Raw genomic sequence first — 14,513 nt, forward strand, 5'->3', positions numbered from 1 at the left:
GTGCTCATCCCGCGCAGGGTCAAGCACCGGAAGCAGCACTCCCCGAAGCGCCACGGCGCCGCCAAGGGTGGCACGAAGGTCAGCTTCGGCGAGTACGGCATCCAGGCGCTTGAGCACAGCTACGTGACGAACCGGCAGATCGAGTCCGCTCGTATCGCCATGACCCGTCACATCAAGCGTGGTGGCAAGGTGTGGACGACCATCTACCCGGACCGCCCGCTGACCAAGAAGCCGGCGGAAACCCGCATGGGTTCCGGTAAGGGTTCGCCCGAGTGGTGGATCGCCAACGTGAAGCCGGGCCGCGTGATGTTCGAGATCTCGTTCCCGAACGAGGAGACCGCCCGTGAGGCGCTCCGCCGCGCGATCCACAAGCTGCCCATGAAGTGCCGCATCGTGACCCGTGAAGGTGGTGAGTTCTGATGGCGAACGCTGGTGCTGTGGCATCGGAGCTGCGTGAGCTCACCGCGGAAGAGCTCGTCCTGCGTCTGAAGGAATACAAGGAGGAGCTCTTCAACCTCCGCTTCCAGATGGCGACCGGGCAGCTCGACAACAACCGCCGTCTGCGCACCGTCCGTACGGACATCGCGCGGATCTACACGGTCATGCGCGAGCGCGAACTCGGCCTGTCCGTTGCCCCCGACTCCGAGAGTGAAGGTGCCGCATGAGCGAGCCCACCTCCGAGACGCCGGCCCGGAACGACCGCAAGGTTCGCGAGGGCTATGTCGTCTCGGGCAAGATGAACAAGACGATCGTGGTCGAGCTCGAGGACCGCAAGAAGCACCCCCGTTACTCGAAGGTTCTCCGCAGCACCACCAAGGTCAAGGTGCACGACGAGAACAACGAGGCGGGCGTGGGCGACCGGGTCACCTTGATGGAGACCCGCCCGCTGTCGGCGACGAAGCGGTGGCGCCTGGTGCAGATCGTGGAGAAGGCCAAGTAAGCAGGGCTCTTCGGAGTCTTTAGTTCCGCAAGGCTCGCCAATGTGAACTCACAAGCGGGCGAGAACCGGCGCGACATACAGGAGTTGACGTGATCCAGCAGGAGTCGCGGCTTCGGGTAGCCGACAACACGGGTGCGAAGGAAATCCTCTGCATCCGCGTTCTCGGTGGTTCCGGGCGGCGCTACGCCGGCATCGGTGACATCATCGTCGCCACCGTGAAGGACGCCATCCCGGCTGCCGGGGTGAAGAAGGGCGATGTCGTCAAGGCCGTCATCGTCCGCACGGTCAAGGAGCGTCGTCGTCCGGACGGTTCCTACATCCGGTTCGACGAGAACGCCGCCGTGCTCATCAAGAACGACAACGAGCCCCGGGGCACCCGCATCTTCGGCCCGGTGGGCCGCGAGCTGCGCGACCGAAAGTTCATGAAGATCATTTCGCTCGCGCCGGAGGTGCTGTGATGAAGGTGAAGAAGGGCGACACGGTCGTCGTCATCGCCGGCAAGGACAAGGGCGCCAAGGGCAAGGTCATCCAGGCTTACCCGGAGCGCGACCGCGTGCTGGTCGAGGGCGTGAACCGGATCAAGAAGCACACGCGGATCACCCAGACCCAGCGCGGTGCGCAGTCCGGTGGCATCGTCACGCAGGAGGCCCCGATCCACGTCTCCAACGTGATGGTCGTCGACTCGGACGGCAAGCCGTCCCGGGTGGGTTACCGCATCGGCGAGGACGGCAAGAAGGTCCGGATCTCGCGCCGGAACGGTAAGGACATCTGATGACCACCGCAGAGAAGGTCGCGCCGCGCCTCAAGGTGCGCTACCGCGAAGAGATCAAGGGCCAGCTGCAGGCGGAGTTCTCCTTCGTCAACGTCCACCAGATCCCGGGCGTGGTGAAGGTCGTCGTGAACATGGGTGTCGGTGACGCCGCCCGTGACAGCAAGCTGATCGAGGGTGCGGTCAAGGACCTCGCCCTGATCACCGGCCAGAAGCCCGAGGTTCGCAAGGCCCGCAAGTCCATCGCGCAGTTCAAGCTGCGCGAGGGCCAGCCGATCGGTGCGCGCGTCACGCTGCGCGGCGACCGGATGTGGGAGTTCCTCGACCGGCTGCTGACCATCGCGCTGCCGCGTATCCGCGACTTCCGCGGGCTTTCGCCGAAGCAGTTCGACGGCCACGGCAACTACACGTTCGGTCTCAACGAGCAGTCGATGTTCCACGAGATCGACCCTGACTCCATCGACCGCCCGCGCGGCATGGACGTCACCGTCGTCACGACCGCCACGAACGACGACGAGGGCCGGGCGCTGCTGCGCAAGCTCGGCTTCCCGTTCAAGGAGAACTGAGCCGATGGCCAAGAAAGCGCTGGTCCACAAGGCCGCGAAGAAGCCGAAGTTCGCCGTGCGCGGCTACACCCGCTGCCAGCGGTGCGGCCGCCCGCACGCCGTGTTCCGCAAGTTCGGGCTCTGCCGGATCTGCCTTCGCGAGATGGCACACGCGGGCGAACTGCCCGGCGTCCGCAAGTCCAGCTGGTAAGAGCATTTCTTTAAAACTCCACTTCGCCACAGGCCCCGCCCGCTCCGGCGGGCGGGGAACCAGGGCGAGAAAGGTTGACAGGTCACCATGACGATGACCGACCCCATCGCAGACTTCTTGACGCGTCTGCGTAACGCGAACTCGGCGTACCACGACGAGGTCAAGCTCCCGCACTCGAAGCTCAAGGCGAACATCGCCGAGATCCTCAAGCGTGAGGGTTACATCGCGGGTTACCACGACGAGCCGGGCGAGAAGCACAAGAACCTCGTCGTCGAGCTCAAGTACGGCCCCAACCGTGAGCGGAGCATCGCCGGCCTGCGGCGCGTCTCCAAGCCCGGTCTGCGGATCTACGCCAAATCGACCGAACTGCCGTCCGTCCTCGGCGGCCTGGGCATCGCGATCATCTCGACGTCCGGTGGCCTGCAGACCGACCGTCAGGCCAAGCGCAACAGCGTGGGCGGCGAAGTCCTCGCCTACGTCTGGTAAGGGAAGGGGTACAGGCATGTCACGCATCGGAAAGCTGCCGGTCGCCGTCCCTGCCGGGGTCGAGGTGACCATCGATGGTCAGCAAATCAAGGTCAAGGGGCCCAAGGGCACCCTGGAGCACACCGTCGCCGAGCCGATCATCGTCGAGCGCGACGAAGACGGCACGCTGCTGGTGAAGCGCCCGGACGACGAGCGCACCTCCAAGGCGCTCCACGGGCTCACCCGTACGCTGGTGAACAACCTCGTCGTCGGCGTCACCGCCGGCTACGAGAAGAAGATGGAAATCCACGGCGTGGGTTACCGCGTGCAGGCGAAGGGTTCGGACCTCGAGTTCGCACTCGGCTACTCGCACCCGGTGAAGATCGAGGCCCCCGAGGGCATCACCTTCAAGGTGGAGACCCCGACCCGGTTCTCGGTCTCCGGCATCGACAAGCAGAAGGTCGGCCAGATCTCGGCCGTCATCCGCAAGCTGCGGCGCCCCGACCCCTACAAGGGCAAGGGCCTGCGCTACGAGGGTGAGAAGATCCGCCGCAAGGTCGGAAAGACGGGTAAGTGATCATGAGCGACACGACTACGAAGCGCAAGCCGGTGGGCAAGGACATCTCGACCCGCCGCCGCGTCGCGAAGGCCCGTCGGCACTTCCGGCTCCGCAAGAAGGTCTCGGGCACCGAACAGCGTCCGCGCCTGGTCGTCAAGCGGTCCTCGCGGCACATCGCCGTGCAGGTCATCGACGACCTGGTCGGCCACACGCTGGTGTCGGCGTCCACCCTCGAGGCGGACGTGCGGGCGCTGGACGGCGACAAGAAGGCCAAGGCCGCCAAGGTCGGGGAACTCGTCGCCGCGCGTGCCAAGAACGCCGGGATCTCGGCTGTGGTGTTCGACCGTGGGGGCAACGCCTACCACGGCCGCATCGCCGCGCTCGCCGACGCCGCCCGTGAGGCGGGGTTGGAGTTCTGACGATGCAGAAGCTTGTTAACGGAAGGAATGCCTGATGCCGGGACGTACACGGCAATTCGGCGGCGGACAGGGCGGACCCGGCGGGCAGGGCGGCAACGACCGCAATGAACGTCGCGGTGGCGGCCGGGACCGGCGCGACAGCGGCCGTGGCGGGGCCGGCCAGGACAAGACCCCGCACCTCGAGAAGGTCGTGACGATCAACCGCGTCGCCAAGGTCGTCAAGGGTGGTCGTCGCTTCAGCTTCACCGCCCTGGTGGTCGTCGGTGACGGCGACGGTCAGGTCGGCGTGGGCTACGGCAAGGCCAAGGAAGTTCCCGCGGCGATCGCCAAGGGCGTCGAGGAAGCGAAGAAGAACTTCTTCCGCGTTCCGCGCGTCGGTGGCACCATTCCCCACCCGATCACGGGTGAGGAAGCCGCCGGTGTGGTCCTGCTCCGCCCGGCTTCCGCCGGTACCGGCGTCATCGCCGGCGGCCCGGTGCGTGCCGTGCTGGAGTGCGCGGGTGTCCACGACGTGCTGTCGAAGTCGCTCGGCTCCGACAACGCGATCAACATCGTGCACGCGACCGTGGCGGCCCTGAAGGGCCTGCAGCGTCCCGAAGAGGTCGCGGCCCGCCGCGGTCTCCCGCTCGAGGACGTCGCCCCGGCCCGGATGCTGCGCCAGCGCGCGGGTCAGGGGTCCTGACATGACTCAGCTCAAGGTCACCCAGGTCAAGAGCAAGATCGGCACGAAGCACGCTCACCGCGAGTCGCTGCGCACCCTCGGGCTGCGCAAGATCCGCCAGAGCGTCGTGCGTGAAGACACCCCCCAGGTGCGCGGCCTGATCCACACCGTCCGCCACCTGGTGGAGGTCGAGGAGGTCAAGGCATGACGGCCATCAAGATCCACCACCTGCGCCCGGCTCCGGGCTCGAAGCGCGAGAAGATGCGCGTCGGTCGTGGTGAAGGCTCGAAGGGCAAGACGGCCGGTCGCGGTACGAAGGGCACCAAGGCCCGGAAGAACGTGCCCGCCGGGTTCGAGGGTGGGCAGATGCCCATCCACATGCGGCTCCCGAAGCTTCGCGGCTTCAAGAACCGCTTCCGCACCGAGTACCAGCCGGTGAACGTGGGCGACATCGCCCGCGTCTTCCCGGACGGTGGCACGGTCGGCAACGAAGAGCTCGCCGCCGCGGGTCTCGTCCGCACGGGCAAGCTCGTCAAGGTGCTCGGCAACGGTGACGTCAACGGCGTCAAGCTCGACGTGACCGCCGACGGTTTCTCCGGCTCCGCCAAGGAGAAGCTCGAAGCGGCCGGTGGCTCCGCCACCACCAACTGAGCTGTAGCTCGTCCGAAGGCCCGTCTGGTTCGCCAGGCGGGCCTTCGGCGTTTCCCGGGGTCGCTTGTGGTGGCCCCGGTCCGGCGGAAGGATCGGCGGGATGGACGTCACCCCGCCGGCGGCTCGCCGTGGTCCGGTCTTCCCGGTTTTCCTGGCGCCCGTGCTGGTGGTGTTGTCTCTCGCGCTGACGGTCTTCGGGACGTTCCTGCCGTTCTTCCGCACCGAGCAGTCGCTGGGGATGGAACCGTCCGGGGTCGCGCGGACGACCCTGCGGGCCTGGCGGATCGACTTCTCGTTCCCGGGTGAGGGCGAGTTGAGCGCGCCCTCGGTTCCGCTCGGGTTCCCGCTGCTGCTGGCGAGCGCGATCCTCCTGGCGGCGGCGGTCCTGGGCATCCGCCAGGCGGCGACCCACCGCCCGTCCGCGGCGGCGCGGCGGACGACGCTGGCGGGAGCGGCGTTCCTGGCGGGAGCGGTCGGCACGATCGGCATGCAGGGCGCGCGCGGGGTCTTCGACGTCAGCTCGACCCAGGTGACCACGACGGCCCTGGCGGGCATGTGGGTGCTGGTGGCGGCGGTCCTGGCGGCGGTGGCGGCGGCGCTGCTGAACCACCGCCGGCTCGCGGAGGGCCGCCCGGAGTGGGCGGACCCGGCGGTCGCGTTCGCGGACACCCGGACACCGCCCTCGGGCGTGGTGATCACGGTCCTGCCCCCGGAGGACGACTGATCGGACAGGTTCCGGGCCGTTTCCTTGCCGTGGCGCGGATCCGGACGGAGGATCACAGGGTGGACAGACCGTCGCAGAACCCACCCGAGCGGCCAGACCCGACGCCGGAGGCGGGGGAGTCGCCGCTGAGCTTCCCGGTCGAGGCCCCGAAGCTCGCGGGGGAGGAGCCGGGTGCGGGGGAGCCGCTCGAGTTCCCGGCGGAGGTCGCACCGCCTGTGGTGGGGGTTGTCGGCCCGCTGGTGCCGGCGGAGGCCGGACCGCCTGCGAACCCGCTGGCCTTTCCGGCGGAGGTCGCACCGCTTGCGATCGCGGATGCCACCCCACTCGTCCCGGCGGAACCCGCGAATCCGCTCGCTTTCCCAGCGGAGGTCACTTCGCCCGCCAGCGGTCCGCCTCTTCCGGTGGAACCCGCGCTGCCTGCGAACCCGCTGGCCTTCCCCTCGGAGGTCGCAACCCCCGCCGGCGCACCGATCGTCCCGGCGGGGGCCGCGCCTGCTGATCCGCTGGCGTTCCCCGCCCCAACCCCAGCGGCGCCCGCCGATCCGCTCCTCTTCCCCGAGCAGGCCGTCCATGCACCCTCACCGGCCGAGCAGCTGCCCTTCCCGGTCGCCGAACTGCCCGGCGCGGTCACCCCCATCCCGCCACCGGCCCCGGCCGCCGACCCCGAACCGGTCCCCGTCACCGAAGCCGCAGCCGCGGCCCCCTCCGGGCTCCTGCGCTCCCTCCCACCTGTCCTCACCGCCATCGCCGCCCTAATGACCGTCGGCGGGCTCTTCCTCCCGCTCTTCCGGCTCCAGCAGCACATCAACATCCGGCGGGGGTTCTTCGAAGCCCAGCTCACCGTCACCGAGACCGCTTGGGTCAGCCGCACCGAGATCCCCGGGCAGGAGGTCACCGAACAGGCTGCGCCGCCGGTCGGCATTCCGCTGATCCTCGCCGTCCTCGTGCTGGCCGTCGCCGCTTTCACCGCCTACTCGCGGCCGGACCGGGGGCTCGGCCGGTGGCTGATCGCCGCCGGGACCTTCTTCACCGCCGGCGTGGTCAGTACCGCCGGCATGACCGGGCCCGGGTGGGCTTCCATGGCGGACGGCCTGGACCTCGACGTCGTCACGGGGGCCGGCATGTGGCTGCTGATCGGGGCCACCGCGCTGGCCGCCGTCGCCGCCGTGCTCGCCTACCTTCCCGCCCGGCGGCGCACCCTTGGCGACTGGGCCGACCCGGCCCTCGCCTACGCCGACACCCCGACCCCGCCCACCGGAGTCGCGATCACCGTGCTGCCGCCGGAACCGGACGAAAAACACGATTAACCCGCTCGCCATCGCGGCTACCGTGAAAGCCATGCTGGTCTTCTTCGGGGCGTCCGTGCTCATCGCGCTTACGCCAGGGGCGAACAACCTGCTCGGTCTCCACCACGGGATGACGCACGGTGTTCGCCGTGGCCTCGCCGGGCTGGCCGGCCGGTTGGCCGCGTTCACCCTGTTGATCACCGCCGTGGCGGCCGGGCTCGGGCAGCTGCTGGCCGCGTCCGAGACCGCCCTCACGATCATCAAGTGGGCCGGCGCGGCCTACCTGCTCTACCTCGGCGTGCGGATCCTGTGGTCCACCATCCGGCGCAAAGACGACGAACCCGAAGCCGCCCGGACGAGCACCGGACCGGCGTCGGCGTGGCGGGTCGCGCGCAAGGAGTTCGGTGTCGCGATCACCAACCCGAAGGCGATCCTCATCTTCACCGCCTTCGTCCCGCAGTTCATCGACGCAGCTCACGGGCCCTTTTCGGCGCAGATCGCGCTGCTGGGCGCGGTTTACCTGCTGGCCGAGTTCCTGGCCGGCTCGGTGTACGTCGGCGTCGGCGCCGCGGTGAAGTCGATCGAGCTCACGCGGCGGGCCCGGCGCAACGTCGACCGCGGCACCGGCGTGGTCCTCGTCGGGCTGGCCGGCGTGCTCGCGACGTCGACCGCTTGATCGACAATCTGTCAAGCGATACGGCCAAGACGGCGATGTGGATCAACCCGCCGGAGCAACCTTGGTACGGAAAACGCACACGCACTGCGGACACGCCCTGTGAAGCTGTTAGAGTCGGCGACACGCTTCGGGACGAGTGTGCCCCGAAGCGTTCCTGGCTTGCGTGCCAGTAGTGCTGTGTGTTCCCGCCGGCCACCCGTGCCGGCCAAGCCGATCGTCGGTTGAGGACGGCCGACGACGCCGAGGAGGTCCCCCGCGTGTTCAGCGCCTTCCGCTCGGCTCTCGCGACGCCGGATCTACGCAAGAAGATCCTGTTCACGCTAGCCATCGTCGCGGTCTACCGAATCGGTGCGACCATTCCGGCACCCGGGATCTCCTACGGGGCGGTCCAGGCCTGTAGTTCCCAGGCGCAGCAGGAAGGCGTCTACCAGCTGCTGAACCTGTTCAGCGGCGGTGCGCTGCTGCAGCTGTCGCTCTTCTCGACCGGCATCATGCCGTACATCACGGCGAGCATCATCATCCAGCTGCTGACCGTGGTCATCCCGCGGTTCGAGGAGCTGAAGAAGGAAGGCCAGTCCGGCCAGGGCAAGCTGACCCAGTACACCCGGTACCTGACGGTCGCGCTGGCGATCCTGCAGGCCACCGGCGTGGTCGCGCTCGCGGACCGCAAGCAGCTCTTCCCGGACTGCGACCAGCCGATCATCCCGGACAACAGCGTCTACTCGCTCGCCATCATCGTGATCACCATGACCGCGGGTACCGCCGTCATGATGTGGCTGGGTGAGCTGATCACCGAACGCGGTGTCGGCAACGGCATGTCCGTCCTGATCTTCCTGAACATCGCCGCGCGCATCCCGGTCGAGGGCGGCAACATCCTCAGCAACGGCGGTGGCGTCGCGCTGACGATGATCTGTGTCTTCGGCCTGGTGATCATCGCGAGCGTCATCTTCGTCGAGCAGGGGCAGCGCCGGATTCCGGTGCAGTACGCCAAGCGCATGATCGGCCGCCGGATGTACGGCGGCACGTCGACGTACCTGCCGATCAAGGTGAACCAGGCCGGCGTCATCCCGGTCATCTTCGCGTCTTCCCTGCTGTACCTGCCGGACCTGATCAGCCGCCTCGTCGGCGACCAGAACAGCAACTCCGGCTGGCAGGTCTTCATCAAGAACTACATCGTGAACCAGTCCAGCTGGGTGCACATCGCGCTGTACTTCGCACTGATCATCTTCTTCACGTACTTCTACATCACGATCACGTTCAACGTGGACGAGCGTGCGGATGAGATGAAGAAGTTCGGCGGGTTCATCCCGGGCATCCGCCCGGGCCGCCCGACCGCGGAGTACCTGAGCTTCGTGCTGGGCCGGATCACCCTGCCGGGTTCGCTGTACCTGGGCATCATCGCGATCCTTCCGAACTTCTTCCTGTCGGTGACCGGTAGCGGGAACAACCAGAACTTCCCGTTCGGTGGCACGGCTGTGCTGATCATGGTCGGTGTCGGGCTCGACACCGTGAAGCAGATCGAAAGCCAGCTGATGCAGCGCAACTACGAAGGGTTCTTGAAGTGACGCGGCTGGTTCTCGTGGGTCCGCCCGGCGCGGGCAAAGGTACGCAGGCGGTGGCTCTGTCGGAGCAGCTGCGCATCCCGCACATCTCCACGGGTGAGCTGTTCCGCGCGCACGTCGGCCAGGAGACCCCGCTGGGCCAGGAAGCCAAGCGCTACCTGGACTCGGGCGAGCTCGTGCCCGACTCGGTGACGAACGAGATGGTCCGCGAGCGCCTGGCGGAGCCGGACGCGAAGGTCGGCTTCCTGCTCGACGGCTTCCCCCGCAACACCAAGCAGGCCGAGGTCCTCGGCGAGATCCTCGGCGACGCCGACGTCTCGCTCGACGCCGTGATCCAGCTGCAGGTGCCGGAGGACGTCGTCGTCGGGCGCCTCATGTCCCGAGGCCGCGCGGACGACACCGAAGAGGTCATCCGCCGCCGCCAGCAGATCTACGTGTCGGACACGGCACCGCTGCTGGAGTACTACGCCGGCATCCTGGTGACCGTCGACGGCGTCGGCAGCGTGGAGGAGATCTCCGGCCGGGTGCTGGAAGCGCTGCGCGACCGCACGTGAATCTCGGAGGGTTGCGTGTTCTGCAAGTGCTCCGCCGTGGGCGCATGATCGAGGTCAAGACTCCGGACGAGCTGCAGGCGATGCGGGCCGCGGGGCTCGTCGTCGCCCGCACGCTGGCGGCGGTCCGCGCCACCGCGAAACCGGGCGTCAGCACGGCCGAGCTCGACGAGCTGGCCGAGCAGACGATCCGGGACGCCGGTGCGGTGCCGTCTTTCAAGGGCTACCACGGCTTCCCGGCGTCGATCTGCGCGTCGGTGAATGAGCAGATCGTCCACGGCATCCCGGCGAAGACCCAGGTGCTGGCCGACGGCGACATCATCTCCGTCGACTGCGGGGCGATCCTCGACGGCTGGCACGGCGACTCCGCCGTCACGCTGGCCATCGGCGAGGTCTCCGACGCCGACCTGGCGCTGTCCGCGGCGACCGAAGCGGCGATGTGGGCCGGCATCGAGGCGGTCAGCGCCGGCGGCCGGTTGACCGACATCTCCTACGCCGTCCAGTCGGCCGCCGAACGCGCGGGCCGCGACGACGGCATCGAGTACGGGATGATCGTCGAGTACGGCGGCCACGGCATCGGGCGCCAGATGCACATGGACCCGTTCCTGCCGAACATCGGCAAGCCGGGCAAGGGCCCGCGGCTGAAGGCGGGCATGGCGCTGGCGATCGAGCCGATGCTGACCGGCGGCGGCGGGGAGACCCGCGAGCTGGACGACGGCTGGACGGTCGTCACGGCCGACGGCTCCCGCGCGGCCCACTGGGAGCACACGGTGGCGATCACCGAAGACGGCCCGTGGGTTCTCACGGCTCCGGAAGAGTCCTGACCTGCGCATTCACCCGTCTGTGGTGATCGAGGTCACGTGCACCTGCGCATTCTCCTAGCATGGTTACCCCCAGTTTGGGGGTCGCGACACGACCTGCGTACACTGTCAAGTCGGCGCACTTATCGTGCCCGGATCTCGCGCGCTCGTGAATTCACGATCTTGGGAGCCGGGCACCAGTGTGCCACGCAACACCCAACCCAGCACTAGTGCTCGAGTTGATCACGGTGTGGCGGCCGACGTTGTTGACAAGGAAATGCGGAGGACATGGCGAAGAAAGACGGGGCCATCGAGGTCGAAGGCCGCGTAGTCGAGCCGCTCCCCAACGCGATGTTCCGCGTCGAGTTGGAGAACGGTCACAAGGTCCTGGCACACATCAGCGGCAAGATGCGGCAGCACTACATCCGCATCCTGCCCGAGGACAGGGTTGTCGTGGAGCTCTCGCCCTACGACCTCTCTCGTGGTCGCATCGTCTACCGCTACAAGTGATCACGAAGAGCAGCTAACAGGAGAGCAGAAGACGTGAAGGTCCAGCCGAGCGTCAAGAAGATCTGCGACAAGTGCAAGGTGATCCGCCGCCACGGCCGGATCATGGTGATCTGCGAGAACCTGCGGCACAAGCAGCGGCAGGGCTGATCACTCGCACTCGACCAGAGTGGATTGACGGCTACACACCCTCCCCGCACCTGCCGGGCCACGCGAGTGGCCCGGTTCACCCCCGGACTTCAGGCCGGGGCCGGGACACCCGAAGCGCAAGCAGAGGGCACGACAGGCGAGTCGGTCCCGGAACCGGACGGGGAGCAGACCTGAAGATGAATTCAATGAAGGAGCATCAACGCCAATGGCACGACTCGCTGGCGTAGACCTCCCCCGCGAAAAGCGGTTGGAGATCGCGCTTACGTACATCTACGGCATCGGCCGTACCCGCTCGAAGCAGCTCATCAAGGCTGCCGAGCTCAACGCGGACACCCGCGTCAAAGACCTCGGCGATGACGATCTCGCGAAGCTGCGTACGTACATCGAAGAGAACTTCAAGGTCGAGGGTGACCTTCGCCGCGAGGTGAACGCCGACATCCGTCGGAAGATCGAGATCGGGTGCTACGAGGGTATTCGGTGGCGTCGCGGACTTCCCGTCCGTGGTCAGCGCACGAAGACCAACGCCCGTACCCGCAAGGGTCCGAAGAAGACGGTCGCCGGCAAGAAGAAGGCTGGCAAGAAGTGAGCGTCCAGGGCAAGAAGGTCGTGCAGATGGGCGGCGTCCACCGCCGCGGCACGGCTTGCGTTTCGCCCAAGGCGCTCTACGCCCGCCCGATGGCGCTCCGCAACCTGTACACCGACGCCGGATCGATCATCCGGCGCGGCCAGGCCGAAGCGGTCGCCGCTCACCAAGAGAACGCGCGCTAACAGGAGAACCCTCAGAACATGCCACCGAAGTCTCGTACCGCGGCGGGGGCCAAGAAGGTCCGCCGCAAGGAAAAGAAGAATGTTGCGCACGGCCACGCGCACATCAAGAGCACCTTCAACAACACCATCGTCTCGATCACGGACCCGACCGGTGCCGTGATCGCGTGGGCGTCGAGTGGACACGTGGGCTTCAAGGGCTCCCGTAAGTCCACCCCGTTCGCCGCGCAGATGGCCGCCGAGAACGCTGCCCGCAAGGCTGCCGAGCACGGCATGAAGAAGGTCGACGTCTTCGTGAAGGGCCCGGGTTCGGGCCGCGAGACGGCGATCCGCTCGCTGCAGGCAGCCGGCCTCGAGGTCGGCACCATCCAGGACGTGACCCCGCAGCCTCACAACGGCTGCCGCCCGCCCAAGCGGCGCCGGGTCTGAGGAACGGGGAGGAGTAAGAAGAAATGGCTCGTTACACCGGCCCCGCGACGCGTATTTCGCGTCGCCTCAAGGTTGACCTCATCGGCGGCGACCAGGCTTTCGAGCGTCGCCCCTACCCGCCGGGCCAGCACGGCCGCGGGCGCATCAAGGAGTCCGAGTACCTCCTGCAGTCGCAGGAGAAGCAGAAGGCTCGCTACACCTACGGCGTTCTCGAGCGTCAGTTCGTCCGGTACTACAAGGAAGCCGTCCGGCGTCCCGGTAAGACCGGTGAGAACCTGCTGCAGATCCTCGAGTCCCGCCTGGACAACGTGATCTACCGCGCCGGCATCGCCCGCACCCGCCGTCAGGCGCGTCAGCTGGTGAGCCACGGCCACTTCCTGGTCAACGGCGTCAAGGTCAACGTCCCGTCCTACCAGGTCTCGAAGTGGGACATCATCGACGTGCGGCCGAAGTCGTTCACGATGCTGCCCCTGGTCGTGGCCAAGGAGTCCTACGGCGACCGCCCGATCCCGGCGTGGCTGCAGGTCGTCCAGTCCAACCTCCGCGTGCTGGTCCACCAGCTGCCGGAGCGTGCGCAGATCGACGTTCCGGTTCAGGAACAGCTGATCGTCGAGCTCTACTCGAAGTAGTCCGGCCCCGGCTGGAGTACGGGCGGCGGCGCAACAGGTGCGCCGCCGCCGCGCCATCCCTTCGACGTCATATGGCGGGCGTCGTCTGGAAAGGAATTAGGAAGAATGCTGATTTCCCAGCGGCCGGCTCTCGGCGAAGAGACGGTCAACGAGACCCGCTCCCGGTTCACCATCGAACCGCTGGAGCCCGGCTTCGGCTACACGCTCGGCAACTCGCTGCGTCGTACGCTGCTGTCGTCCATCCCGGGCGCGGCCGTGACGAGCATCCGCATCGACGGCGTGCTGCACGAGTTCACCACCGTTCCGGGGGTGAAGGAAGACGTCACCGACATCATCCTGAACCTCAAGGAGCTCGTGGTGTCCTCGGAAGAGGACGAGCCGGTCACCATGTACCTGCGCAAGCAGGGCCCGGGTGAGGTCACGGCGGCCGACATCGTGCCGCCGGCGGGTGTCACCGTGCACAACCCGGATCTGCACATCGCGTCGCTGAACGGCAAGGGCAAGCTCGAGATCGAGCTCGTCGTCGAGCGCGGCCGCGGTTACGTTCCGGCCCTGCAGAACAAGCAGGCGGGCGCGGAGATCGGCCGGATCCCGGTCGACTCGATCTACTCGCCGGTGCTCAAGGTGACGTACAAGGTCGAGGCCACCCGTGTCGAGCAGCGCACCGACTTCGACAAGCTGATCCTGGACGTCGAGACCAAGCCGTCGATCACGCCGCGCGACGCGGTCGCGTCGGCCGGCAAGACGCTGGTGGAGCTGTTCGGTCTCGCCCGCGAGCTGAACGTCGACGCCGAGGGCATCGAGATCGGCCCGTCGCCGCAGGAAGCGGACACCATCGCCGCCTACGCGATGCCGATCGAGGACCTGGACCTCACCGTCCGGTCGTACAACTGCCTCAAGCGCGAAGGCATCCACACGGTGGGCGAGCTCGTCTCGCGCAGCGAGGCGGACCTGCTCGACATCCGCAACTTCGGCGCCAAGTCGATCGACGAGGTCAAGCTCAAGCTCGTCGGCCTCGGCCTCGCGCTGAAGGACAGCCCGCCCGGGTTCGACCCGACCGCGGCTGCCGCCAGCTACGACGGTGAAGGCTGGTCGGAGGGTGTCGGTGGCATCGCCGACGGGATTTCGGACGGCCACGACGATGGCCAGGACTACGCAGAGACCGAGCAGCTCTAGGGCTCTGTGCCTGGACGCTGCGAGCTGAACTAGTAGGA

The 14,513-nt window shown here is 67.6% G+C and carries 26 protein-coding genes; all 26 read left to right on the forward strand.

What is annotated here, in order from left to right; translation table 11 throughout:
• The 26 genes from rplP (at position 1) to QQ657_RS28895 (ending at position 14,475) form a co-directional block, all read left to right on the forward strand.
• On the forward strand, positions 1–420 hold the full coding sequence (gene rplP / locus QQ657_RS28770) for a 50S ribosomal protein L16 (RefSeq protein WP_004558864.1): 420 nt from the start codon (positions 1–3) through the stop codon (positions 418–420).
• A complete protein-coding gene (rpmC, locus tag QQ657_RS28775; RefSeq protein ID WP_284745389.1) occupies positions 420–665 on the forward strand; it encodes a 50S ribosomal protein L29 in 246 nt (81 codons plus the stop codon). Before rplP ends, rpmC begins: the two co-directional genes overlap by 1 nt.
• Positions 662–940, forward strand: a complete 279-nt coding sequence (gene rpsQ / locus QQ657_RS28780; RefSeq protein ID WP_284745390.1) for a 30S ribosomal protein S17 — start codon at positions 662–664, stop codon at positions 938–940. Before rpmC ends, rpsQ begins: the two co-directional genes overlap by 4 nt.
• An 89-nt stretch (positions 941–1,029) precedes the next feature.
• Entirely contained in the window at positions 1,030–1,398 is a 369-nt protein-coding gene (rplN, locus tag QQ657_RS28785; RefSeq protein ID WP_004558867.1) for a 50S ribosomal protein L14, read from the forward strand.
• Complete coding sequence (gene rplX, locus QQ657_RS28790; protein ID WP_086675498.1) at positions 1,398–1,712, forward strand: 50S ribosomal protein L24; 315 nt, start codon at positions 1,398–1,400, stop codon at positions 1,710–1,712. The genes rplN and rplX overlap by 1 nt, the downstream gene beginning before the upstream one ends.
• Positions 1,712–2,275 carry a 50S ribosomal protein L5 gene (gene rplE / locus QQ657_RS28795; protein ID WP_284745391.1) on the forward strand — a complete coding sequence of 188 codons (564 nt, stop codon included), beginning with the start codon at positions 1,712–1,714 and terminating at the stop codon, positions 2,273–2,275. The genes rplX and rplE overlap by 1 nt, the downstream gene beginning before the upstream one ends.
• 4 nt (positions 2,276–2,279) lie before the next feature.
• Entirely contained in the window at positions 2,280–2,465 is a 186-nt protein-coding gene (locus QQ657_RS28800) for a type Z 30S ribosomal protein S14 (RefSeq protein WP_284745392.1), read from the forward strand.
• Between the two features lie 87 nt (positions 2,466–2,552).
• Positions 2,553–2,951 (forward strand): 30S ribosomal protein S8, encoded by a 399-nt coding sequence (rpsH, locus tag QQ657_RS28805; protein WP_103342413.1) that lies wholly within the window; start codon positions 2,553–2,555, stop codon positions 2,949–2,951.
• Positions 2,952–2,967: 16 nt separating this feature from the next.
• On the forward strand, positions 2,968–3,507 hold the full coding sequence (gene rplF / locus QQ657_RS28810; protein WP_284745393.1) for a 50S ribosomal protein L6: 540 nt from the start codon (positions 2,968–2,970) through the stop codon (positions 3,505–3,507).
• Between the two features lie 2 nt (positions 3,508–3,509).
• Positions 3,510–3,908 carry a 50S ribosomal protein L18 gene (gene rplR / locus QQ657_RS28815; RefSeq protein ID WP_284745394.1) on the forward strand — a complete coding sequence of 133 codons (399 nt, stop codon included), beginning with the start codon at positions 3,510–3,512 and terminating at the stop codon, positions 3,906–3,908.
• 34 nt (positions 3,909–3,942) lie between these two features.
• Entirely contained in the window at positions 3,943–4,590 is a 648-nt protein-coding gene (gene rpsE / locus QQ657_RS28820) for a 30S ribosomal protein S5 (RefSeq protein WP_020643214.1), read from the forward strand.
• A 1-nt stretch (position 4,591) separates the two neighbouring features.
• A complete protein-coding gene (gene rpmD, locus QQ657_RS28825) occupies positions 4,592–4,777 on the forward strand; it encodes a 50S ribosomal protein L30 (RefSeq protein ID WP_005166796.1) in 186 nt (61 codons plus the stop codon).
• Complete coding sequence (gene rplO / locus QQ657_RS28830) at positions 4,774–5,220, forward strand: 50S ribosomal protein L15 (RefSeq protein WP_284745395.1); 447 nt, start codon at positions 4,774–4,776, stop codon at positions 5,218–5,220. Before rpmD ends, rplO begins: the two co-directional genes overlap by 4 nt.
• Before the next feature lie 100 nt (positions 5,221–5,320).
• Complete coding sequence (locus QQ657_RS28835; RefSeq protein ID WP_284745396.1) at positions 5,321–5,944, forward strand: hypothetical protein; 624 nt, start codon at positions 5,321–5,323, stop codon at positions 5,942–5,944.
• 59 nt (positions 5,945–6,003) lie between these two features.
• Entirely contained in the window at positions 6,004–7,251 is a 1,248-nt protein-coding gene (locus QQ657_RS28840) for a hypothetical protein (protein ID WP_284745397.1), read from the forward strand.
• 31 nt (positions 7,252–7,282) lie between these two features.
• Positions 7,283–7,906 carry a LysE family translocator gene (locus tag QQ657_RS28845; RefSeq protein WP_284745398.1) on the forward strand — a complete coding sequence of 208 codons (624 nt, stop codon included), beginning with the start codon at positions 7,283–7,285 and terminating at the stop codon, positions 7,904–7,906.
• 257 nt (positions 7,907–8,163) lie between these two features.
• Positions 8,164–9,471, forward strand: coding sequence for a preprotein translocase subunit SecY (secY, locus tag QQ657_RS28850; protein WP_284745399.1), 1,308 nt, complete (start codon positions 8,164–8,166; stop codon positions 9,469–9,471).
• Positions 9,468–10,022 carry an adenylate kinase gene (locus tag QQ657_RS28855; protein ID WP_284745400.1) on the forward strand — a complete coding sequence of 185 codons (555 nt, stop codon included), beginning with the start codon at positions 9,468–9,470 and terminating at the stop codon, positions 10,020–10,022. The genes secY and QQ657_RS28855 overlap by 4 nt, the downstream gene beginning before the upstream one ends.
• Positions 10,023–10,066: 44 nt before the next feature.
• Positions 10,067–10,843, forward strand: coding sequence for a type I methionyl aminopeptidase (gene map / locus QQ657_RS28860; protein WP_284745401.1), 777 nt, complete (start codon positions 10,067–10,069; stop codon positions 10,841–10,843).
• Positions 10,844–11,107: 264 nt separating this feature from the next.
• Positions 11,108–11,329, forward strand: a complete 222-nt coding sequence (gene infA, locus QQ657_RS28865; RefSeq protein ID WP_004558881.1) for a translation initiation factor IF-1 — start codon at positions 11,108–11,110, stop codon at positions 11,327–11,329.
• 33 nt (positions 11,330–11,362) lie between these two features.
• Complete coding sequence (gene rpmJ / locus QQ657_RS28870) at positions 11,363–11,476, forward strand: 50S ribosomal protein L36 (protein ID WP_004558882.1); 114 nt, start codon at positions 11,363–11,365, stop codon at positions 11,474–11,476.
• 205 nt (positions 11,477–11,681) lie between these two features.
• Positions 11,682–12,062, forward strand: coding sequence for a 30S ribosomal protein S13 (gene rpsM, locus QQ657_RS28875; protein WP_284745402.1), 381 nt, complete (start codon positions 11,682–11,684; stop codon positions 12,060–12,062).
• Complete coding sequence (locus QQ657_RS28880) at positions 12,059–12,244, forward strand: hypothetical protein (protein WP_284745403.1); 186 nt, start codon at positions 12,059–12,061, stop codon at positions 12,242–12,244. The genes rpsM and QQ657_RS28880 overlap by 4 nt, the downstream gene beginning before the upstream one ends.
• An 18-nt stretch (positions 12,245–12,262) precedes the next feature.
• Positions 12,263–12,670: a 30S ribosomal protein S11 gene (gene rpsK, locus QQ657_RS28885; RefSeq protein WP_004558885.1), complete on the forward strand. Its 408-nt coding sequence runs from the start codon at positions 12,263–12,265 to the stop codon at positions 12,668–12,670.
• Positions 12,671–12,693: 23 nt separating this feature from the next.
• Complete coding sequence (rpsD, locus tag QQ657_RS28890) at positions 12,694–13,299, forward strand: 30S ribosomal protein S4 (RefSeq protein WP_284745404.1); 606 nt, start codon at positions 12,694–12,696, stop codon at positions 13,297–13,299.
• A 105-nt stretch (positions 13,300–13,404) separates the two neighbouring features.
• Positions 13,405–14,475, forward strand: a complete 1,071-nt coding sequence (locus QQ657_RS28895; protein WP_004558887.1) for a DNA-directed RNA polymerase subunit alpha — start codon at positions 13,405–13,407, stop codon at positions 14,473–14,475.
• The last annotated feature ends 38 nt before the right edge of the window (positions 14,476–14,513 follow it).

The organism is Amycolatopsis ponsaeliensis (genome assembly GCF_030182635.1).
In the GTDB taxonomy this organism is placed as follows: Bacteria; Actinomycetota; Actinomycetes; order Mycobacteriales; family Pseudonocardiaceae; genus Amycolatopsis; species Amycolatopsis ponsaeliensis.